Annotated in this window: 22 protein-coding genes; 14 read left to right on the top strand and 8 right to left on the bottom strand. The window is 64.5% G+C overall.

Annotation, left to right across the window (positions count from 1 at the left end; genetic code table 11):
- Window positions 1-28: 28 nt before the first annotated feature.
- From G7Y82_RS18780 to G7Y82_RS18770, 3 genes are read right to left on the bottom strand one after another with little or no spacing between them, the layout of a single operon-like run.
- Entirely contained in the window at window positions 29-2,704 is a 2,676-nt protein-coding gene (locus G7Y82_RS18780; protein WP_168149671.1) for an excinuclease ABC subunit UvrA, read from the bottom strand.
- Between the two features lie 4 nt (window positions 2,705-2,708).
- Window positions 2,709-3,116, bottom strand: coding sequence for a GlcG/HbpS family heme-binding protein (locus G7Y82_RS18775; protein WP_206370869.1), 408 nt, complete (start codon window positions 3,114-3,116; stop codon window positions 2,709-2,711).
- A gap of 31 nt (window positions 3,117-3,147) precedes the next feature.
- A complete protein-coding gene (locus G7Y82_RS18770) occupies window positions 3,148-3,450 on the bottom strand; it encodes a putative quinol monooxygenase (RefSeq protein ID WP_168149670.1) in 303 nt (100 codons plus the stop codon).
- Window positions 3,451-3,647: 197 nt separating this feature from the next.
- Here G7Y82_RS18770 and G7Y82_RS18765 point away from each other — a divergent pair, with 197 nt between their 5' ends.
- Window positions 3,648-4,643: a GlxA family transcriptional regulator gene (locus G7Y82_RS18765; protein ID WP_168149669.1), complete on the top strand. Its 996-nt coding sequence runs from the start codon at window positions 3,648-3,650 to the stop codon at window positions 4,641-4,643.
- 95 nt (window positions 4,644-4,738) lie between these two features.
- Here G7Y82_RS18765 and G7Y82_RS18760 read toward each other — a convergent pair whose 3' ends face one another.
- The gene (locus G7Y82_RS18760) at window positions 4,739-5,335 is read right to left on the bottom strand and encodes a hypothetical protein (protein ID WP_168149668.1); all 597 of its coding nucleotides are present in this window, start codon (window positions 5,333-5,335) and stop codon (window positions 4,739-4,741) included.
- A 4-nt stretch (window positions 5,336-5,339) separates the two neighbouring features.
- A complete protein-coding gene (locus tag G7Y82_RS18755; protein ID WP_206370868.1) occupies window positions 5,340-5,768 on the bottom strand; it encodes a helix-turn-helix domain-containing protein in 429 nt (142 codons plus the stop codon).
- 54 nt (window positions 5,769-5,822) lie between these two features.
- Between G7Y82_RS18755 and G7Y82_RS18750 the strand changes: the two genes are divergently transcribed.
- From G7Y82_RS18750 to G7Y82_RS18715, 8 genes are all read left to right on the top strand, one after another.
- Entirely contained in the window at window positions 5,823-6,119 is a 297-nt protein-coding gene (locus G7Y82_RS18750) for a helix-turn-helix domain-containing protein (RefSeq protein WP_206370867.1), read from the top strand.
- 230 nt (window positions 6,120-6,349) lie between these two features.
- A complete protein-coding gene (gene istA / locus G7Y82_RS18745; protein WP_168149667.1) occupies window positions 6,350-7,885 on the top strand; it encodes an IS21 family transposase in 1,536 nt (511 codons plus the stop codon).
- A gap of 11 nt (window positions 7,886-7,896) precedes the next feature.
- Entirely contained in the window at window positions 7,897-8,637 is a 741-nt protein-coding gene (gene istB, locus G7Y82_RS18740) for an IS21-like element helper ATPase IstB (RefSeq protein ID WP_168149666.1), read from the top strand.
- A gap of 31 nt (window positions 8,638-8,668) precedes the next feature.
- Window positions 8,669-8,857 carry a hypothetical protein gene (locus G7Y82_RS18735; RefSeq protein ID WP_168149665.1) on the top strand — a complete coding sequence of 63 codons (189 nt, stop codon included), beginning with the start codon at window positions 8,669-8,671 and terminating at the stop codon, window positions 8,855-8,857.
- Window positions 8,858-8,933: 76 nt separating this feature from the next.
- Entirely contained in the window at window positions 8,934-9,062 is a 129-nt protein-coding gene (locus G7Y82_RS21780) for a hypothetical protein (protein ID WP_277346360.1), read from the top strand.
- A gap of 4 nt (window positions 9,063-9,066) precedes the next feature.
- Window positions 9,067-9,327, top strand: a complete 261-nt coding sequence (locus G7Y82_RS18725; RefSeq protein ID WP_168149664.1) for a thioredoxin family protein — start codon at window positions 9,067-9,069, stop codon at window positions 9,325-9,327.
- 1 nt (window position 9,328) lies between these two features.
- The gene (locus G7Y82_RS18720) at window positions 9,329-10,024 is read left to right on the top strand and encodes a cytochrome c biogenesis CcdA family protein (RefSeq protein WP_168149663.1); all 696 of its coding nucleotides are present in this window, start codon (window positions 9,329-9,331) and stop codon (window positions 10,022-10,024) included.
- Between the two features lie 85 nt (window positions 10,025-10,109).
- Entirely contained in the window at window positions 10,110-11,306 is a 1,197-nt protein-coding gene (locus G7Y82_RS18715) for an MFS transporter (RefSeq protein ID WP_168149662.1), read from the top strand.
- Between the two features lie 715 nt (window positions 11,307-12,021).
- On the opposite strand, the gene G7Y82_RS18710 is transcribed toward G7Y82_RS18715, so the two are convergent.
- The 3 genes from G7Y82_RS18710 to G7Y82_RS18700 all read right to left on the bottom strand — a co-directional run bounded on the left by G7Y82_RS18710 (window position 12,022) and on the right by G7Y82_RS18700 (window position 15,195).
- Window positions 12,022-13,224 carry an NAD(P)/FAD-dependent oxidoreductase gene (locus G7Y82_RS18710; RefSeq protein WP_240954416.1) on the bottom strand — a complete coding sequence of 401 codons (1,203 nt, stop codon included), beginning with the start codon at window positions 13,222-13,224 and terminating at the stop codon, window positions 12,022-12,024.
- A gap of 220 nt (window positions 13,225-13,444) precedes the next feature.
- The gene (locus tag G7Y82_RS18705; protein ID WP_168149661.1) at window positions 13,445-14,860 is read right to left on the bottom strand and encodes a cytochrome P450; all 1,416 of its coding nucleotides are present in this window, start codon (window positions 14,858-14,860) and stop codon (window positions 13,445-13,447) included.
- A gap of 14 nt (window positions 14,861-14,874) precedes the next feature.
- Window positions 14,875-15,195, bottom strand: coding sequence for a 2Fe-2S iron-sulfur cluster-binding protein (locus G7Y82_RS18700; RefSeq protein ID WP_168149660.1), 321 nt, complete (start codon window positions 15,193-15,195; stop codon window positions 14,875-14,877).
- A gap of 122 nt (window positions 15,196-15,317) precedes the next feature.
- Between G7Y82_RS18700 and cypR the strand changes: the two genes are divergently transcribed.
- The 5 genes from cypR to G7Y82_RS18675 all read left to right on the top strand — a co-directional run bounded on the left by cypR (window position 15,318) and on the right by G7Y82_RS18675 (window position 19,706).
- Window positions 15,318-16,394, top strand: coding sequence for a transcriptional regulator CypR (gene cypR / locus G7Y82_RS18695; RefSeq protein WP_168149659.1), 1,077 nt, complete (start codon window positions 15,318-15,320; stop codon window positions 16,392-16,394).
- Between the two features lie 169 nt (window positions 16,395-16,563).
- Window positions 16,564-17,241, top strand: coding sequence for a transglutaminase-like domain-containing protein (locus G7Y82_RS18690; RefSeq protein ID WP_168149658.1), 678 nt, complete (start codon window positions 16,564-16,566; stop codon window positions 17,239-17,241).
- Window positions 17,242-17,330: 89 nt separating this feature from the next.
- Window positions 17,331-17,726, top strand: a complete 396-nt coding sequence (locus tag G7Y82_RS18685) for a PaaI family thioesterase (RefSeq protein WP_240954415.1) — start codon at window positions 17,331-17,333, stop codon at window positions 17,724-17,726.
- A 23-nt stretch (window positions 17,727-17,749) separates the two neighbouring features.
- Window positions 17,750-18,214, top strand: a complete 465-nt coding sequence (locus G7Y82_RS18680) for a PaaI family thioesterase (RefSeq protein ID WP_168149717.1) — start codon at window positions 17,750-17,752, stop codon at window positions 18,212-18,214.
- Window positions 18,204-19,706, top strand: coding sequence for an acetyl-CoA acetyltransferase (locus tag G7Y82_RS18675; RefSeq protein ID WP_168149656.1), 1,503 nt, complete (start codon window positions 18,204-18,206; stop codon window positions 19,704-19,706). Before G7Y82_RS18680 ends, G7Y82_RS18675 begins: the two co-directional genes overlap by 11 nt.
- Window positions 19,707-19,712: the final 6 nt, after the last annotated feature.

Here is a 19,712-nt window from a genome sequence, read left to right as displayed (position 1 = left end):
CCCCGCATCGACGTTCGGCCGACGGCCCTCAGCCCGTAGTGGCGTCGCCAGGGCTCGCTCGATCTTCGAGATACCGCCGAAGGTAGACCGCCGTGCGGCTGTGGTCCGACCGTGCAAGCGCCTCGGGCGTGCCCGTCGCGACGATGGTGCCGCCCGCCTCGCCCGCCCCCGGCCCCACGTCGATGACCCAGTCGGCGCGCGCGATCACGCGCAGGTCGTGCTCGACGACGACGACGGTATTGCCCCTCTCGACCAGCGCGTCGAGCTGGGCGAAGAGCCGGTCGGCATCGACCGGGTGCAGGCCGGTGGTGGGTTCGTCGAGCACGTAGAGCGCGTCGCCGCGCTGCGCGCGCTGCAGCTCGCTCGCAAGCTTGATGCGCTGCGCCTCGCCGCCGGAGAACTCGGTCGCCGGCTGGCCGAGGCGCAGGTAGCCCAGGCCCAGGTCGTGCAGCAGCGCCAACGGCCGGTGCACCGCCGGCTCTTCGGCGAACACCGGCATCGCCTCGTCCACGCTCAGGCGCAGCACGTCCGCGATGGAGCGATCCCGCCAGCGCACCGACAGCGTGGCCTCGTTGTAGCGCGCGCCCTTGCAGGTCGGACAGGGCGCGAAGACGGACGGCATGAACATCATCTCCACACTGACGAAGCCCTCGCCCTCGCAGGTCGCGCAGCGTCCCTTGCCGACGTTGAACGAGAAGCGCCCGGCGTCGAAGCGCTTGGCGCGCGCCGCCGGCGTGGCCGCGAACAGGCGCCGCACCGGGTCGAGCAGGCCGGTATACGTCGCCAGGTTCGAGCGCGGCGTGCGGCCGATCGGCTTCTGGTCGACCACGACGAGGCGGCGGATGCGGTCGACGTCGCCGTCCAGGCGGCCGCGCGTGCGCTGCGCCGCCAGCGCAGGGCCCTCGTCGGGGTCCGTCTCTTCCGGCACATCCTCGTGGCCGAGGTGATCGCGCACCAGGTCCACCAGCGCGCGGCTGACCAGGCTCGACTTGCCGGAGCCGGACAGGCCGGTGACCACCGTGAAGACACCGAGCGGCACGTCGACGTCCACTTCGTGCAGGTTGTGGCGGGACACGCCGCGCAGTCCGAGGTGACGGGTCGCGCGACGCCGCCGGCCCGCCAGGGCCGGTTGCGTATCGAACAGCACGCGCGCGGTCTGCGAGTCGGCCACGGCGCGCAGTCCCTCCGGCGGCCCGCTGTACAGCACGCGACCGCCGGTGTCGCCGGCGCCGGGCCCGACGTCGACGATCCAGTCGGCGCGCCGCATCGTCTCGAGGTCGTGCTCGACCACGAAGACCGAGTTGCCGCGCCCGCGCAACTGCTGCAGCGCTTCGATCAGTGCCTCGCCGTCGGCGGGGTGCAGTCCGGCGGACGGCTCGTCGAGCACGTAGACGACACCGAAGAGCTGCGACTGGATTTGCGTGGCCAGGCGCAGGCGCTGCAGTTCTCCGCTCGAGAGGCTGGGCGTGCTGCGGTCCATCGACAGGTAACCAAGCCCCAGGCGTTCGAGCACCGCGATGCGGTCCACGACGTTGCGCGCCAGGCGCTGCGCCGCGACGCGCTTTTCCTCGGACAAGGCCGGCGTGCGGTTCGAATCGAAGGCCTTCGCATGCGCTGCATGCCCGCCGGCGGCGCGACGCTCGCGATCCCGGCGGGTGGCGGCGCGATCAACCTGCGAGCCACGCCCGCTCGCAGCATCCGCGAAGCGGCCCTCGGCCGCCGGCGTCAGCAGCCTCCCGATCTCGTGCAGCGAGCGCTCGCTCAGCTCGCCGATATCGAGGCCCGCGAATCGCACCGACAGCGCCTCGGGCTTGAGACGCTTGCCCTCGCAGGTCGCGCAGCGCGTGCCGCGTAGGAAGCGCGCGACGCGCCGCTTCATCAGCGCGCTCTGCGTGGTGGCGAAGGTGTGCAGCACGTAAGCGCGCGCGCCAGTGAACGTACCCTGGTAGCTGGGCTCGGTCTTGTGGCGGCGCGCGGCTTGCACCTTGGCGAGCGTGAACCCCGCCCACACCGGCACGGTGGGCTGCTCGTCGGTATACAAAATCCAGTCTCGGGTCTTTTGCGGCAGTTGCTGCCAGGGAACCTCGATGTCGATGCCCAGCGAGGTCAGGATGTCGCGCAGGTTGCCGCCGTGCCAGCCGGGCGGCCAGGCGGCGACCGCGCCTTCCCCGATCGAGCGCGAGGGGTCCGGCACCAGCAGGTCCTCGGTGGTTTCGTACACGTGGCCCAGGCCGTGGCAGGCCGGGCACGCGCCCTGCGGCGTGTTGGGCGAGAAGTCTTCCGCATAGAGCATCGGCTGCTGAGGCGGATAGGTTCCGGCACGCGAGTACAGCATGCGGATCAGGCTCGACAGCGTCGTCACGCTGCCCACCGACGAGCGCACGCTCGGCGCGCCGCGCTGCTGCTGCAGCGCGACGGCGGGCGGCAGGCCCGTGATCGCGTCGACGTCGGGGACACCGACCTGGTGGATCAGGCGGCGCGCGTACGGCGACACCGAGTCGAAGTAGCGGCGCTGCGCCTCGGCGTAGATCGTCGAGAAGGCCAGCGAGGATTTTCCCGAGCCCGAGACCCCGGAGAATACGACCAGCGCATCGCGCGGGATGTCGACGTCGACATCGCGCAGGTTGTGCTCGCGCGCACCGCGAACCCGGACGAAGCGGTCGTTGCCGTGGGTGGAGTCCGACCGTGATTCCTCGCTGGCCATTTCCTCAGAACGCCGCAGCGCCCGCCTGGGCGACCGTCTGATCCTGCTCGCCCGAACCGCCGCTGACACCGACGGCCCCGACCACGTGGCCGTTCTTCTTCAGCGGAATGCCGCCGGCGAAGATCATGATGCGGCCGTGATTCGAGCCGTGGATGCCGAAGAACTGCTGGCCCGGCTGCGAGTTCTCCGCCAGGTCCTTGGTCGCGATATTGAAGGCGCGCGCAGTGAAGGCCTTGTTGATCGAGATGTCGACGCTGCCGATCCACGCGCCGTCCATGCGCTCGTGCGCGACGAGGTTGCCGCCGGCATCGACGACCGCGATGTTCATCGGCTGGCCGATTTCCGCCGCGCGCTTTTCCGCGGCGGCCAGGATGTTCCGGGCGTCCTTCAGGGTGACCAGAGAGATTTCCATGGGATGAGACTCCGTGTTGGGGTCGTGGGATTCAAGCGGGCAGCTTGGACGCGAGCACGTCGAGCTTCTCGATGCTCGGCGGCTGCGAGAACAGCTCGGGCGCCTTGGCCATCAGCGCCGCAGCGACTTTTCCGGACAGGTGCGCCTGGCGGCCCGCGTCGTTGGGAAAGACGTCGAAGATGGCGTAGCTCGACGGCCCGAGCTTCACGCCGAACCAGGCGATGGTCGCCGGCTCTTCCATCACGAGGGGACGGCCTGCGAGCAGAAACGCCTCGACGTCCTTTTCCTTGCCGGGCTTGGCTTCCATGCGAACCCACAGTGCGGTAGTGACCATGATTGAACTCCTGTTGCGAGAGAGGGGATGAAACGTTTTTGAATCGCGCCGCGAGCGCGTCGTCGGCAGTCGAGTGATTGCAGCGGGTGGCAGTGACTGCGGGGCGGAGTATTGGCCCGACCGACCCCGCCGCAGCGGTGGCAATCTGGACAATGAACCGGCAAAATCGGCCAAACAGCCCGCAGGTCCGAAAACCCATGCACATCGTGCTGCTCGCCTTGGACGGCAACCTGCCTTCAGGCCTGGTGGGTCTCGCCGATGTGTTCTGGCTGGCCGGCAAGGCCAGCGCACTCCAACCCGATGCCCCGAGCTGGCCGTGCGAGGTGATCCTCGCCAGCCTCGACGGCCGCGCCGTGACCGATGGCCGGGGCCGCCCCTTGCGGGTGGATGCAGCGCTCAAGGACATCCCTCACGCCGACGCCGTGCTCGTTCCCGGCCTGATGCCCGCCGGCGATGGACTACCGCCGCGGAACGCCCAGACCGCCGAGGCCGCGACCTGGCTGCGTCAACAGCACGCACACGGCGCCTGGGTCCTGGGCAGCTGCTCCGGCGTGTTCGTGCTGGGCGAGGCGGGCCTGCTCAACGGCCGCCGCTGCACCACTACTTGGTGGCTGAACGACGAGCTCAAGCATCGCTTCCCCCGCTGCGATGCGGCCTGGGGCAGCGCGCTGATCGAGGACGGCCGCGTGGTCACGGCGGGCGGGCCTCTGTCCTGGATTGACCTCGCGCTGCACACCATCCGCGTGCTGGTGGGGCCACAGGCGGCACGCACCGCCGCCGACTTCGCCGTGATCGATACCGCGCCGCTGGCGCAGAGCGTGTATGTGCCGCCGGGCCATGTGCAGGCGCGCGATCCTTTTCTGGTTGCGGCAGAAATTGCCGTGCGTAGCCACCGAGCGGCCGTGCCGCTCACCCCCTGCGCGCTGGCCGCACAGCTCGCCACCAGCGAGCGCACCTTGCATCGGCGGCTGAAGCGTCTTGGGCAGGCGGCGCCCAAGGGTTTCATCGCCCGTGTGCAATTGGAGACCGCCCGCACCCTGCTGGAAACCAGCCGCACCGCAGTCAAAGCCGTCGCGCAGAATTGCGGTTGGCGTGACGAGGGCAGTTTCCGCCGCGCCTTTGTGCGACACACGGGGATGACGCCCACGGCTTATCGTGCATGGATAGGGAAACGAGCGGGTATTGACAGGTAGAGACGTACGCTCGACGTCTGCTTTGGGCTGAAACCGGTCGAGGGTGGAGCGATCTGAGGGGCGGCCAAGGTAGCTTATGTACCGGGCCGGGCTTGCTACTCATCGCCGCCTCGCTCGCGCTCCTTACGCCGCCGAAGCAACCACGGCTTCACGTAGAACCAGTAAAGCGTGTAGCAAAAGCAGAGCAAGGCAATGAGTGCCAGCACCGGCTTGAGCGCCGTCGTTGATCCCGACCTCACCGCCGGCAATGCCGCGCCCAGCAGCACCACGAACAAGAGGCAGAACACCGCGAGCTGCGCGCCACCCCACAGCGCGACCCAGGGACTCGTGTTGAGGCGAACTCCGAATACCGAGCGATGCAGATTCCCGGTGTAGTGGAACAGCTTGATCTCGGGATCAGTCAGGTCGTACCGCTTCTTGAGCGCGATCAGGCCGATCCGGTCGCGTCGATTCCAGCGAAAGCCGGGTCCGAATCGCTTGCGGAACTTCCCCTCGTCGGCGATCACCTCCGCGTCGGAGTAAGTCCCGTCGAGTGGCTCGGACTGCGCAAGGATGCGTCGCATCTCCTCCAGGCGCGGATCGAGACGCTCCGGCGGCTCTGACTTCTCGGGATGCAGCGGAACGATCTTGGCGCGAAAGTCGGCCGGCGCTTCCTGCAGAGCGCGGCGCTGCCGATCGTGGCGGCCTTTCATCGGATCAGGCCGCAACTGACAGCATTTCGCGCAGGTGCGTCGCGTCGATCTTACCCTTGGCCATGCAGTGCTCGTACCCGAGGCGGATGACACGCGCCTTCTTGTCGGGTTTCAAGGTGCGGCGGTGCTTGGTCAGCCAGTCCTCGATGAGGCGAATCACGCCTTCCAACAGGTCCATGTCGAGTACGCGCTTGCCCAGCAGCACCGGCTCGTCGCCGGGGCCGGTGAGCTGCCATAGCGGGTCGATCCGAAAGGTTTCGCACAGCGACCGGAACAGGGCGGTGGGCATCTCCCGCTCGCCGCGCTCGTAATTGGCGTAGGCGCGCAGTGACAGGCCCAGCTTGTCGGCGAAGTCTGCTTGGGTCAGTCCGCTGGCAACCCGGATCGCCATTAGGCGGCGACCCATGACGAGATTGTCGTCTTCGTTTGACAACTTACTCATAACTGCCTATTGTGAGTCTCAGGACTTCCCCTGACGATACCACGCATGAGGCCCGAACTGGAATTGCATGAGCGGATCAAGATGCGCCTGCGGCTGGCTGGCAGCTCGCTGGCGGACGTGGCGCGCGAACTGGGTGTGGCGGGAACGACGGTGACGAGCGTGAGCCAAGGCTATCGGCGCTCGCGCCGCATCGAGGCGGCCATCGCGGCGAAGCTCGACGTGCGACCCCGCGATCTGTGGCCTGAACGCTACCCGGACGGTGGAGGTGGTGATGACCGATCCACCCTGCCAGGGGCTTTGGATTGCATCGGAGGTGGCCCGCCCAGTCCGATTTTCTGCTGACGACGTAGCGGTACGTTTCGGGCAGCGGAAATGAGAAACCCACGCCTGCCAGGGCGTGGGTCTTGTGCAGCTTTCAACAGAACCTTGAGCCTGCATTCTCGTTTCTGCCTTCCGGGGTGTCAAGACCGGCAGCCGGAATTCCGGCTTCCCGTGGGGCTTTTCGGCCCGACGCCGGGGTGGGATTTCCCACGCCCTTGTTTGTTTTCCGAGGGATTGATCGAGAACGCAGGATGAACCTCAGAGAGGTGTGTCGCCTGTTGCTCACCACCGACTTCTCCAACCGGGAAGTCGCACGAGCGGCGGAAATTGCCCCCAACACGGCGGGGCGCTATCGAACCCGTCTGGCCGAGGAAGGGCTGGACTGGAACGGCGTGGCGGCGCTGACCGACCGCGCGATCGAGGAACGGCTGAACAACGGCCGGCAGCTCGCCCGCAAGGCCTTCGTCGAGCCCGACTTCGCGCATGTCCATGCCGAACTGCGCCGGCCCGGCGTGACGGTGCTGCTCCTGCATGAGGAGTACGCCGGAGTTTCGGGTGAAGGCGCGATGTCGGAAACGGAATTCCGGCGCCGCTATGACCGCTACCAGCGCTCGCTGGGCATCGTCATGCGCCAGCCGCATGCGCCGGGCTACCGGCTGTTTCTGGACTACTCTGGCAAGCGCCCGAGCATCCTTGATCCGAGGACGGGAGAGCGGACGCCGGTCGAGCTGTTTGTGTCGGTGATGGGCGCCAGCCGCAAGACCTTCGCCTACGCGAGCCGGACCCAGCGTCTGCCCGATTGGTGCGAAGCGAACGTCCGCGCGCTGGAGTTCTACCGGGGCGTGCCCAATCTGCTGGTGCCGGACAATCTCAAGTCCGCGGTGGACCGGGTGACGGTGGCCGAGGGCCACATCATCAACTACACCTACGCCAAGCTCGCGCAGCACTACGACTGCATCGTGATGCCGACGCGCGCACGCAAGCCCAAGGACAAGGCCGCGGTGGAGGTGGGCGTACGCTTCGCCCAGCGCTGGATTCTGGCGCGGCTGCGCAACCGGGTCTTCACGTCGATCGAGGAACTCAATGCCGCGATTGCCGAGCTGCTGGTGCGCATGAACGACAAGCCGATGCGCGGCCATGGCGGCAAGAGCCGCAACCAGCTCTTCGACGAGCTGGACCGGCCGGCGCTGAAGGCGCTGCCCGAATTGCCCTTCGAATACGCCGACTGGAAGCTCAATGTCACCGTGGCGCAGGACTACCACGTCCTGTGGGACGGCCATCACTACTCGGTGCCTTACACCTACATCGGGTCGAAGGTCCGTATTCGCGCCACCGCGCGGCAGATCGAGGTCTACGCCAAGGACGATCACTTTCCGATTGCCACGCACCTGTGCAGCCCACACAAGGGCGGCTGTACAACGCTGCCGGAACATCAGCCTGCGTCTCATCGGGCCTACGCGCAGGATCAGGGCGCTGAGCTGATCGCATGGGCCGAACGCTCTGGGCCGTGGATCACCGCCTTCGTGAAGAAGCACATCGACACCCACCGCCGGCCGGCGCTGTCGATGCAGGCGATGCGTGGCCTGCGGGGCATGGCCAAGGAGTACGGCACGGAACGCCTCGATGCCGCCTGCCATCGCGCCATGCGGATTTCCACCACGTCGGTGTCGTCCGTGCGCTCGATGCTGGAACGCCGGATGGAAAGCGCTCCGCTGCGTGGAGCCAATGACGATGCCCCCATGCCCGGCCACGACAACGTGCGCGGCGCCCAGAACTACGACTCCTGAGGAATCCCGAAATGACCATCATGAATCTCGCCCATCAGCTCCGTGAACTCCGCCTTCTGGGTATGGCCGAAGGCCTCGATCAGCAGATGTCGCATTCTGCTTTCCTCGGCGTGGCCTTCGAGCAGCGCTTGCAGATGCTCGTGAACGCGGAGGTGAGTCATCGCGACACCCTGCGTTTCAAGCGCATCCTCCGTTACGCGAAACTGAAATTCCTGGCGGCGCCGGAAGACGTCGACTACCGGCCCGGACGCGGCATCGACAAACCGACCTTCGCCGATCTGCTCACCTGCGCCTGGATCTACAAGCAGATGAACCTGCTGATGACGGGCCCGACCGGCACCGGCAAGACGTGGCTGGCCTGCGCGCTGGCCGTCCAGGCAGCGCGCAAGGGAATCACCGTGGCATATCGGCGTCTCGGGAGGCTGCTGGAGGAGATGGCGATCGGGCACGAGGACGGATCGATCGTCAAGCTGCGCAAGGATGTGGCAAAGGTGCAGCTCCTGATCCTCGATGACTTCGGGCTGACGGGACTCACCAATCGCGGTCGCGCCGATCTGCTGGAACTGCTGGACGATCGGGTCGGTACGCACTCGACCATCGTGCTCGGCCAGATGCCGGTGAAGGAATGGCACGGCTTCATCAACGACCCGGCACTCGCCGACGCTCTGCTGGATCGTCTCGTGCATTCCAGCCTGAAGATCGCGCTTAAGGGCGAGTCGATGCGCAAGCTGAAATCCGGAGAGGCGCAGTAGCGTGGTACCGGTGCGCAGTGACGTGGCGCCAGTGCGCAGTAAGCTGGCGCAGCTGCGCAGCGACTTGGTGGCGGTGTGCAGATCGCCGGTGCCAGTGAGCAGGCCCGTGGTGCTATTGCGCAGCTTCTACGGCGCGGCCGTGCAAGTCGGCTGGCGTCAGTCGATCAACATCTGTGGTGTTGCCGCGCAGGTGCGCGCCGTTTTGTACATTGCGATCTGAGCAGGCCGCATGCTGCGGGGACGTGCGCCGACTTGCCGTCGAAAAAAAGTTGCAGATCGAAGGCAAGATACGGCTCATGAAATCAATGTCGAAAGCACTCGACAAACTGATCAACGATTGCAGCGAGGAAAGTCATCCCGTCGTCGAGTGCCCGATCCTCGCTGGGCTGGAAAAAGCCAACATTGCAACGACGGCCGGCCGATGACTGCATGAAGCTCGAACTTTTCTACTCGCCTGGCTGCGCCCGCTGTGCCGAGGCGCGCGCTGGCCTCAAGGTCGCTGCATTTGAGATCGTCGCGGACTTGGACTGGCGGGAACTCAATGTGCTCGATGAGCTGGACTACGCTGTGGAATTGGGCGTTCTGACGCTGCCGGCGGTCGCCATCGACGGCGAGCTTGTCTTCACATCGTTGCCCACCCGACGGCAGCTCTGTGCAGCGCTTTCCGAACGCTGCAAGGAAGTGAATTGACGTGGACGTCGACTCGCTTCGCCTCGCTCTTGAACATGCGGGTATAGCTGCCGTCGTGACCAGTTTTCTTGCGGGCCTAGTTTTCAGTTTCAACCCGGTGGCGATGGCTGCCATCCCGGTCTCGCTGGCCTATGTGACCAAAGCCCGCACGAGCCGGCAGGCGTTCGTCTTCGCCGCCATGTTCATTCTCGGGATGATCGTGATCCATGTCGTGCTCGGCCTCGTCGCCGGGTTCGGCGGCTTGGGCGTGCAGAAGCTGCTGGATCGCAAGTGGGGCGTGCTGATCGGTCCGGTGCTGATCGTACTCGGACTGATGTGGCCGGGATGGCTACGCATTCCGCTGCCTGCATTCACCTTCAAAGTGAAGCGCCCGAACAGTTCCTTCGGCGCGTTCCTTCTGGGCATCCCTTTTTCAATCGCGATCTGCCCGATATGCACGCCGGCGTTGGCCGTGCTGTTGGGGGTGGTAGCAAGTCTCGGATCGCCCTGGTTTGGCGCACTGCTGTTGCTGGCCTTTGCATTGGGGCGTGCCGTACCGCTGGCCGTGGGTGCGTGGTCGCTGGGCTGGCTGGAGAACCTCCGGTTCGTCTCGGCCTACCGTCGTGTCTTCGAAATTGCCGGTGCGGCGACCCTCATCGCTACGGGGCTGTACATGCTCAATGCGTACTTCTTCTGGTTACCGGCTTTGGCGAGCTGAATTGACGTCAAGGACACGAGCTTCCCGTAGAGCGAACCAGACAGCCCATCTCGAATGATTTGATTGCGCACATAGGCGAAACCTGATGCTGACCACAAGCGACGAACGCGAACGCCTGCTCAGGGCGCTTGCGCTGGCAACCTTTATCATCTTTTTTCAGGCTTACATGGTGGCGCCGATCATTCCGGTGCTGTCGACGAGCTTTGGAACGTCCATCCAAGCGATTGGCGTGATTGTTCCCGCTTACCTCATCCCTTACGGCGTGGCGACGCTGGTCTTTGGTCTCCTTGCGGATCGAATCGGCATTCAGCGTCTCATCTTTGCGTCGCTGGCTATGTTCGCGGTGCTTACGGCACTCACCGCAGGCGCGCAATCGATCGCGCAGCTGACCCTGTGGCGTACCCTGACCGGCCTGGGTGCCAGTGGCGTCGTGCCGCTCGCCGTGGTGCTCATCGGCAGCCTGTATCCGTACGAACAACGTGGACGGCCCCTCGGCTGGCTGTTCGGAGCAATGGCCGGTGGCATGGCTTTCGGCTCGACTTTCGGTGCCGTGCTGGAGCCTCTGCTTGGTTGGCGCGGCCTCTTTGTTTTGGTCGCCTTGGCCGCCGTGGGTGTGTTCGTGGTGCTGCTGCTCCGCCGTTCACTTATTTCGTCGAGGAGGAAGGCTGTTCCCGAGACGATGGGAGAGCTATTCCTCGGATATCGCGATCTCATCGGCACTCCGCGGGGGCAGCGCACTTATGGCTATGTTTTCGTCAATTCGATTTTTCACTCTGGCGTCTTCACGTGGCTCGGTGTCTATTTCGAGCAGCGTTACGGTCTTGGCCCGGTAGGGATTGGTGTAGCCCTGCTCGGCTACGGGATTCCTGGTTTCTTGTTCGGCCCGCTGATCGGCCGGGCCGCCGACCGCTGGGGGCGCGCCAGGTTGTTGCCCATCGGGCTTGGGTTGGGTGCCCTAGGTGCAGCTACCCTGATTTTCAACGGTCCCCTGATACTCGCGATTGTGGCCGTGACCGTCCTTTCTCTCGGCTACGACATGACGCAGCCCCTCTTCGGGGGCATCGTCACCGCGCTTGGAGGAAAGCGCCCGGGACAGGCGATGGGCTTGAACGTCTTCGCACTATTCGCTGGATTCGGCGTGGGTAGCCTCCTGTTCGGCGAGGCGCTTCGGCTTGGGTTCGGGATGGCGCTTGGCATCTTCGTCATGGTTCAAGCGCTGGCGACCGCGCTGTCCATCGGATGGTTCAGCGCGGAGGTTCCAGTCAACAGAGTCAACAGCTAGCCCGCCAGCGCAAAACCCACGGATATGGATCGAATACATATCCTTGATCACTGGTCTGTTGGCGGGGCCGCGTCGCTTAAACGGCTGCTCCAGCGGGGGAGTAGAGATTGGGAAGCCACGGTTCGGTGCCATCTGGCTCGTAACAGAGTGCCAAGATACTTTCTTCTTCGCTTTTCTATTCCTCATCGGCCCACTGGCACGTGTCCGAAGTTTCATTTCAGAGGTTCGCACCACGCCGTACGCAGACGTCACAGGCCGATAAGCGCTACGTCTGATGCAAAAAATTCGGGTATCCGGAATACAGTGTGGGTTCGATGACAACTCCGCGTGTGACATGTAATCTGTAAAATAGAATGGTATGTGGGCAATCCCTGTGTGAGTGTCGGGTCGTAAACTGGAACACAGCGTGACGTTCAATTCTCCGTCACGGACACTTAAGAAACAGACCACAGTGTCTGAAAAGGACACCCATATCCCTAGCGAACAAGATACAGTCCCGACTTTATGCAAGAAGTCGTTGAGTTGTCCCGTCACGCAGATAGTAATGTGGCCCAGGCCGGATGGGATATCGGCATGCACCTCGATTTACTCAGCCGATGCCGTCGAGAGAGCGATGCACAGGACAAGCTCCGCCTTGAATAGAAGGTAATACCCGACTCTCCGCTGCCATGCCGCGGGAGGGCTCCAGGTTCACGGACGGCAGTCTCGGCATGCGTCAGACCAAAGACTTCAATTCGATATCGGGATCACTCAATGCCTCGGCATCGACGTCTCTGTGCTGGTAGACGAGCTTCTTCCCCACCATAAAAGCGATGGGCAGGTTTACCGCATCCACAGCGACAAGATGGCCTTCGCGCATATAGAACACCGCAAACGCCCCGTCCCTGGGGTTGCCCCGCACCACCCGCTCATCATGATCTTTGGACAGACCCACCATCTGCAGGCGTACGTCGTACTGGTTTGACCAGAACCATGGGACGGCATCGTAGGGCTTGTCGTCCCCCATCAGGGTGGCCGCCGCGGTACGGGCTTGATCGACCGCGTTGGCGACTGACTCCATCCGCTGGGGCTGCTCGAAGAAAACATTCCTGTGGCGGGTGCAGTCGCCAATCGCCAGGATGGCGGGATCGCCGCTGCGCACATACTCGTCGACGAGAATGCCGTCATCACAGGGCAGACCGGCGGATTCAGCCAGGGCGGTTTCCGGCGTGATGCCGACCGCGACGAGCACCACGTCGACCGGCACGGTGCTGCCGTCCGCCACCGCCACGCCGGCCACATGGCCGTCGTCGTCGGCTTCGAAGCCGATTACCGAGGTGTCCAGGCGCACTTCCTCGCCGGCATCACGGTGCTTGGCGAGAAAGAATGCCGAGATTTCAGGGCCTGTGACACGTTGCATGACGCGCCCGGCGGCTTCCAGCACCGTGACCTTGAGGCCACCCTTGACGGCGATGGCGGCCACCTCCAGGCCGATGTAGCCGCCGCCTACGATGACCAAGCGTTGCCCCGGGCTCAATTGACTACGCAGGGCATCCGTGTCTGCTATGTCGCGCAGATAATGAATGCCCTCCAAGTCGGCGCCGGGTGCGTTTAGGCGTCGAACGCGTGCGCCAGTGGCCAAGACAAGTCGATCGTACCCCAGGGTGCTCTGGTCCGACAGCTCAACGGTCTTGTTGACCCGGTCTATGCGCTCGACGCGCTCGCCGAGCCGCAGTCGGTGGCCTGCGTTCTCGTACATCGAGTGCGGCCTCAGGTACAGTGACTCACGTGCCGTTTTGCCCGCCAGGTAGTCCTTGGACAGGGGCGGACGCTGGTACGGCGGAAGGGGCTCGTCGCTTATGAGGACCGCCTCATGCGGCCATTGCTTCTGAATGAGGGTCGTCAGAAGCGTGCCTGCCGCCAACGATGACCGTCGCATCCTTCCCTTTGTTCGCCATGGCCTCTCTCTATTAACCGTGCCTGCGGTTGGCGGACGATCGCGCAGACACTTTCGCCGTGCTGGCGACGACCTCGCATTTACCCCGAAGGGTCATGCAGTAGCCACAATGGCCGCGAAACCCCGTTCGGATGGATCGATCAAGCAACTCTGCAAAACTACTGCGCTCGGCGATGTGCCGGCGGTTTGACGCTTACCCGGCCTACTGCGGATTCGCCGTTAGTTTCACCATCAACCTCGAATAGCCCCGCACGAAGTTGGACTGCACCCGCTCGGGCTCGTCGACGACCTCGATGTTCTCGAAGCGCTTGAGCAGCTCCTCCCAGAGGATGCGCAGTTGCAATTCGGCCAGGCGGTTGCCCATGCAGCGGTGGATGCCGTAGCCGAAGGAGAGATGGTTGCGTGCCCCCTTGCGATCGATGATCAATCGATCGGGATCCTCGAACTTGCGTTCGTCGCGATTGCCGGATGCGAACCACATCGCGACCTTGTCGCCCTTCCTGATGGTCTGGCCGCCCAGTTCCACATCCTGCGTGGCGACCCGTCGCATGTGTGCCAGCGGGGTCTGCCAGCGAATGATTTCCGAGACCATGCTCGGAATCAGCGCCGGGTTCGCCTTCAGCTTGGCGAATTCCTCCGGGAACTCGTTCAGGGCCAGCACTCCGCCACTCATGGAGTTGCGCGTGGTGTCATTGCCACCGACGATGAGCAGCGCCAGATTGCCGATGAATTCCATCGGACGATTGATCATGTCCTTCGTGTCGTCGCTGCTCTGCAGCAGGCTGATCAGATCGAAGCTGGCCGGCTCCCCCGCCGCGCGACGGGCCTCCTTGTCGCGCCACAGCCGGGAGAAAGCCCAGGCCATCTCGGCGGCGGCTTCGAACATGTTCTCTTCATCATCGAATTCACCGCCGGTCGCCGCTGTCGTGCCGGCCATTCGATCGGACCAGTCGATCAGCTTGTGCCGTTCCTCATACGGGAAATCCAGCAGTGTTGCCAGCATGCGGCCCGTCAGCTCCTTCGATACCACCGGCACCCAGTTGAAGGGCTCATCCAGGGGCAGGTTGTCGAGCACATCCCCGGTGCGCCTGCGGATCAGCCCTTCCATTTCCTTGAGGTTCTGCGGCGCCACCACGCCCTGGACCGAGCGGCGCTGCACGTCATGCTTGGGCGGATCCATCGCGATGAACATCTCCACGGGCATCCCTTCCGGGAAGTCCCCCAGCACGATGATCGGCTCGGAGGAAAACAGCTCGTGATGCTTGTCCACGAACAGGATGTCCTCATAGCGCGTCACCGACCAGAACGGCCCGAAGGGGCTGTTCTTCTGGTAGTGCACAGGCGCCTCGTCACGCAGCCGCTTGAAATAGGCGCGCCACTGGTCTTGTCGGTACAGGAAGGGGTTGCTGAGGTCGATGTCCTCGAGCGCCAGCGTGCCGACATCGGGAACGGGCGCTTCAACGAAGTGGACCGGGGGCCTGCGCGGGCCGAAGATCCTCTTCTTCGCCCTCACCAGCAACTTCAGTGCCTGGATCTGCAAATGCATCGGCACCACTCTGGATGTGGCGTTGACCAGCCGGGTCTGGGCTACATCGATTGCTTGCAATTGTGTTGACATGGCGTTCTCCACGCTTACATCTGGAACTCGGGCAGCCGAACGGTCATGCCGTCCATCGCCTCGGTGGTTTGAACCTGGCAGCCCAGCCGCGAGCTTTCTGCACGCTCCGGTGTCATGGACAGCATCTGCTCTTCGTCCGGACCGGGCGTGCCGGTCTTTGCGAACCACTCCTGCGCGAGGATGACGTGGCAGGTGCCACAGGCACACTCGCCCCCACAGTCCGCGTCGATGCCGGGAACGGCGTTATTCACGGCGACTTGCATCAGCGAGGCGCCCGCCTCGAATTCAACAACGTGTTCGGTGCCGTCGTGCTCGATAAAGGTGATCTTGCCCAATGCCCTTCTCCTGCAGTCCTGTCTACTTTGGATGATGGTTGCGTCACGGCATCCCGGCGAGGTCATTTTTTGACAATGCAGGGTCATTTGAAGACACTTGCCGCCAACGTGGAGGAACGCCCATGGCAACGACGCAGCCCGCGGCGGATTCGCAAACCGCCGAACCCGATATTCCGTCGAATTACTCTCGGCTGATCGCTCGTGAACTTGGCCTGTCGGCGCGCCAACTCCCCGAACTGTTGCGCGGCACCGGACTCGACGTTGCACAGTTGCTGAGCCAAGACAGCCTACTAACCGCGACCCAGCAGATCCGGATTCTGCGCAACGCGCTGGAACTGTCGGGCGAGCCGGAGTTCGGATTACGGCTGGGCGCGCGCCTGACGCCGGCAACCCATGGTGCGATGGGCTTTGTCGCCTATAGCAGCCCCGACCTGCTTACCGCGCTACAAGCGTTTCACGAATTCATGCCCACGCGCGCCAGCTTCATCCAGTTGCACCTGCAACAGGTTGAGGATCGCCTGGAATGCCTGGCGAATTTCCAGGTCCCGCTCGATGAGGCTATTGCGCGTTGCCTGGCGGATACAGTGGTGAAGGCATTTCTTGAAATTGGCGAATTCATCGTCGGTCGGCCGATGCATGAGGCCGAGGTCTGTTTCCCTCATTCGGCCCCTATCTACGAGGCTATCTACCCGGATTATTTACCGGGGCCATTTTACTTCTCCTGCGAGCAGTTGAAGGTCACATTCCCGGTGGCGTTGTGTCGGAAACCAAACGCCTCCGCCAACCACGAAAACTATCGCCTGGCCATGCAGCAATGCGAAGCCATGCTCGCGCGCCTCCGGACCAGTAACCCGGACTACCGAACCCGGCTCAAGCAGATGATGCTGTCCCACCCGCCCGGAACGCTCAGTGAAGACGAAGCAGCCGCCGCTTTGTTCATCAGCAAACGTAGCCTGGCTCGCAAGCTCAAACAGGAGTGCAGCGGCTATCGCCAGATCCGCGACGAGATCCTGTCCCAGCAGGCTACCCACTATTTGAGTGACAGCCGATTGTCCGTTGAGGCCATCGCAGCGCTGTTGAATTATCACGACACCGCGAATTTCAGGCGCGCGTTCAAGCGCTGGTTCGGGCAGCCGCCCGAGCAGTACAGGCAAGATGCCGGATTTCGAGGGATGCATTCACCGGGCTCGTCACCCTAGCCAGACATACTGCCGACTCCCGTTGTCTTCAAATGACCCTTCGTTGTCAAAAAATGACCTTGCGGGTAATCCGCAATCTACCCGAGGCTCCATCGTCGACACGAATCACGCTGCGGTGATCCTGGACTCGGCCGCAGGCGCCACAGCCCTAGAGTGAATCACTGTTTTCATGAATGCAGACACCCACGATTATCTTGCGCCCGGCGAATTTATCGATAGCGATCACGACGACATCCAGGCCTTTGCCCGCAATCGCGCCGGGGATGGCAATGACAGACAGCGCGCCGTCCGGCTCTACTACGCGGTGCGCGATGAAATCCGCTACGACCCCTACAGATTCTCGCTCGACCCCGTCCACCTGCGCGCCAGCACCACCCTGGCCGCCGGCAGCGGCTATTGCGTGCCCAAGGCCGCGCTCCTGGCGGCCTGCGCCCGGGCCGCCGGCATTCCCGCGCGCATCGGTCTGGCGGATGTGAAAAACCACCTGGCCAGCCAACGCCTGCTGGCGCTGATGCAAACCGACATCTTCTATTACCACGGCTATACCGAGTTGTGGTTCGACGGGCGCTGGGTCAAGGCCACTCCGGCGTTCAACATCGAGCTATGCGAACGTTTCGGCGTCAAGGCGCTGGACTTCGACGGTCGCGAGAATGCGCTGATGCACGAGTTCGACACCGTGGGGCGGCGCCACATGGAGTATCTGGTCGATCACGGCCCCCGCGCCGACCTGCCTTTAGCCGAGCTGGAAGCCGTTTATCGCAAGCATTATCCGCGTCTGCTGGCGGCGCACGATGAGCTGAGCGGCGACATGGGGGCGGAGATGGAACAGGAACGGACGCGCAACTGATGGCCGGGGCAAGCGGCTCGCCAGACAATGCCCCCGTCGCTGTGGCGCGCCAATTCGGTGAGCAAGTCCCTCACAGCCGGGACCTGGGCATGCGGGTGGTTGCGGTGGAAGCCGACCAGGTCCGCATGCGTCTGGCCCCGCAGCTATGGCTGCTCGCCGATGACGATGCGGAGGAAATCTGCACCAGCGTGCTGTATTCGCTGGCGGATTCGGCCGCCGGGCTTGCGGTATTCGCCGCGTCTGGGGAGCTGACGCCCATCGCCACCCTGGATCTGCGCATGGATTATCTGCGGCCGGCCGCCAGCGACCGAGCCTTGCTGGCGCAGGCCCGCTGTCTGCATCTCACCGACGATGTCGCCTTCGTCCACTGTGACGTCCTCTCCGAAGGCCGGGAGCAGCCGGTGGCCACGGGCAAGGCCACCTTCATGCGCAATACCCGGGGCAAACGCTTCCAGGCGGCCGGAGAAGGGGACAACAGCGCATGAGCGGCACCACCCCAGGGCAATCGATGCCACTCGAATATGGCACTGACACCAACACACGGGCCGCCTGGAGGACCCTGCTGGCGCGCATCCCCTATGCCCGCCATCTCGGGCTCGAAATCGGACAGCACCGCACCGGTATCGAACTGCATTTACCGTATCGCGAGGCCCTGATCGGCAATATCATGCTGCCCGCCCTGCACGGCGGCGTGCTGGGGGCGCTGATCGAGATCACCGCGCGTGTTGCCGCGCAAAGCCAGGACGCGGCAGGTCGTCGCCCGCGCATCCTGGACTGCGACATCGACTACCTGCGCTCCGCACGGGCGCAGTCCACCTTTGCCAGCGCCGAGATCGTTCGCCAGGGCCGCCGTACCAGTCTGGTGCAGGTGACCTGCCGGCAGGTCGGTACCCGCGCGCCGATCGCCCGCGGCCGAGTGCAGTTACTGTTCGGTGCGCCGGTCGACAATCAAGAGATCGATAATGACGCATGAGCAGACAACCCCGGTGCTGGTCGGCGCCGGCCAGATCACCGCGCGCGAGCCGGATGCCGAACGCACGCCGATCAGCCTGATCGCCGAGGCTGCCCGGGCGGCGGCCGCGGACTGTGGCGTGCCCGGCGTGCTGGAGCGAATCCAGTCATTGACCTGTCTCAACATACTGGCACCGGCCTATCCCGACGCCCCGGCCAGCCTGGCGCGGCGCCTGGGCATCGATGCCGGCGAGCGCTTCTACACCCCCATCGGCGGCAACATGGGCCAGTGGCTGGTGGGGTATTACGCCGACCGCATCGCCGCCGGCGAGCTCGATTGTGCCTTGATCGCGGGGGGTGAGGCCCTTGCCACGCAGATGCGCGGCAAGGGCGCCGGCCTGTCCGGGGTGATCGACACCAATACCGGTGAGGGCCCGCGGCTGCTCGGTGACGACCGCGAGCCGACCAATGCGACGGAACAACGCCACTGGCTGGATCTGCCCATCCAGATCTATCCATTGTTCGAGCAGGCCCTGCGCGGCCGCTACGGCCATGGCCCGATCGAGCACCGGCAGATGCTGGGCGAATTGTATGCCCGGCTCAATGCCGTCGCGGTGCGCAATCCGCAGGCCTGGCGCCGCGAGCCGCTATCGGCGGCCGATATCGCCGAGCGCACACCGAAAAACCGCATGGTCGGTGCGCCCTACACCAAGCAGATGAACGCCATCATCGCCGTGGATCAGGCCGCCGCGCTGGTGATGATGTCGGCGGCCAAGGCCCGGCAGCTGGGCATCGACCCCGAGCGCTGGGTGTACCCCCTGGCCGCGGCTAACGCCCACGAGCGCTGGTTCGTGTCCGAGCGGGCGGATCTGTCCCGCTCGCCGGCGATCGCCGCTTGCGGCGAGCGGTTGACCGCGGCCAGCGGGCTCGCCATCGACGAGATCGATCACCTCGACCTGTACAGCTGCTTCCCCAGCGCGGTGCAGATGGCGCGCGACGCGCTGGGCATCGCCGCGCATGACCCCCGGCCGCTGACCGTCACGGGCGGACTGGCTTACCACGGCGGGCCCGGCAACAACTATTGCACCCACGCCATCGCCGAGATCATGAACCGCATCCGCGCCGACCGAAGCGCCACCGGACTGGTCAGCGGCGTGGGCTGGTACATGAGCAAGCACTCGCTGGGGCTCTACGGCGGACAGCCGCCCACCGGCGGTTGGCGGCCGATCGATGCAGCCGGTCTGCAAGCGGAGATCGACGCCGGCCCCGTGGTGGATACGGTGGAGCAGGCCGACGACCAGGGCCGCATCGAGACCTACACCGTCATGCACGACCGCGCCGACCGGCCGGTTCACGGCATCGTCCTCGGCCGCCTGAGCGATGGCCGGCGCTTTGTGGCCAACACGCCAGACGATGCCGGTCTGCTCGATGCCATGACGAACGAGGAATTTCTCGACCGGAGGGGCCGTGTGCACAACGACGGCAAACGCAACCTGTTCGCCCCGGACGGGTGACCGCGA

The sequence above is a fragment of the Solimonas marina genome (assembly GCF_012241385.1).
GTDB classification, from domain to species: Bacteria; Pseudomonadota; Gammaproteobacteria; order Nevskiales; family Nevskiaceae; genus Solimonas; species Solimonas marina.
The sequence above is the reverse complement of the archived record's forward strand: the minus strand, read 5'-3'. Positions and strand labels throughout refer to the sequence as shown.

What these genes read in the sequence shown, in the direction of transcription:
- G7Y82_RS18780 (WP_168149671.1), bottom strand. Translation starts at nt 2,704, where the DNA reads ATGGCCAGCGAGGAATCACGGTCGGACTCCACCCACGGCAACGACCGC.
- G7Y82_RS18775 (WP_206370869.1), bottom strand. Translation starts at nt 3,116, where the DNA reads ATGGAAATCTCTCTGGTCACCCTGAAGGACGCCCGGAACATCCTGGCC.
- G7Y82_RS18770 (WP_168149670.1), bottom strand. Translation starts at nt 3,450, where the DNA reads ATGGTCACTACCGCACTGTGGGTTCGCATGGAAGCCAAGCCCGGCAAG.
- G7Y82_RS18765 (WP_168149669.1), top strand. Translation starts at nt 3,648, where the DNA reads ATGCACATCGTGCTGCTCGCCTTGGACGGCAACCTGCCTTCAGGCCTG.
- G7Y82_RS18760 (WP_168149668.1), bottom strand. Translation starts at nt 5,335, where the DNA reads ATGAAAGGCCGCCACGATCGGCAGCGCCGCGCTCTGCAGGAAGCGCCG.
- G7Y82_RS18750 (WP_206370867.1), top strand. Translation starts at nt 5,823, where the DNA reads ATGAGGCCCGAACTGGAATTGCATGAGCGGATCAAGATGCGCCTGCGG.
- istA (WP_168149667.1), top strand. Translation starts at nt 6,350, where the DNA reads ATGAACCTCAGAGAGGTGTGTCGCCTGTTGCTCACCACCGACTTCTCC.
- istB (WP_168149666.1), top strand. Translation starts at nt 7,897, where the DNA reads ATGACCATCATGAATCTCGCCCATCAGCTCCGTGAACTCCGCCTTCTG.
- G7Y82_RS21780 (WP_277346360.1), top strand. Translation starts at nt 8,934, where the DNA reads ATGAAATCAATGTCGAAAGCACTCGACAAACTGATCAACGATTGCAGC.
- G7Y82_RS18725 (WP_168149664.1), top strand. Translation starts at nt 9,067, where the DNA reads ATGAAGCTCGAACTTTTCTACTCGCCTGGCTGCGCCCGCTGTGCCGAG.
- G7Y82_RS18715 (WP_168149662.1), top strand. Translation starts at nt 10,110, where the DNA reads ATGCTGACCACAAGCGACGAACGCGAACGCCTGCTCAGGGCGCTTGCG.
- G7Y82_RS18710 (WP_240954416.1), bottom strand. Translation starts at nt 13,224, where the DNA reads ATGCGACGGTCATCGTTGGCGGCAGGCACGCTTCTGACGACCCTCATT.
- G7Y82_RS18705 (WP_168149661.1), bottom strand. Translation starts at nt 14,860, where the DNA reads ATGTCAACACAATTGCAAGCAATCGATGTAGCCCAGACCCGGCTGGTC.
- cypR (WP_168149659.1), top strand. Translation starts at nt 15,318, where the DNA reads ATGGCAACGACGCAGCCCGCGGCGGATTCGCAAACCGCCGAACCCGAT.
- G7Y82_RS18690 (WP_168149658.1), top strand. Translation starts at nt 16,564, where the DNA reads ATGAATGCAGACACCCACGATTATCTTGCGCCCGGCGAATTTATCGAT.
- G7Y82_RS18685 (WP_240954415.1), top strand. Translation starts at nt 17,331, where the DNA reads ATGCGGGTGGTTGCGGTGGAAGCCGACCAGGTCCGCATGCGTCTGGCC.
- G7Y82_RS18680 (WP_168149717.1), top strand. Translation starts at nt 17,750, where the DNA reads ATGCCACTCGAATATGGCACTGACACCAACACACGGGCCGCCTGGAGG.
- G7Y82_RS18675 (WP_168149656.1), top strand. Translation starts at nt 18,204, where the DNA reads ATGACGCATGAGCAGACAACCCCGGTGCTGGTCGGCGCCGGCCAGATC.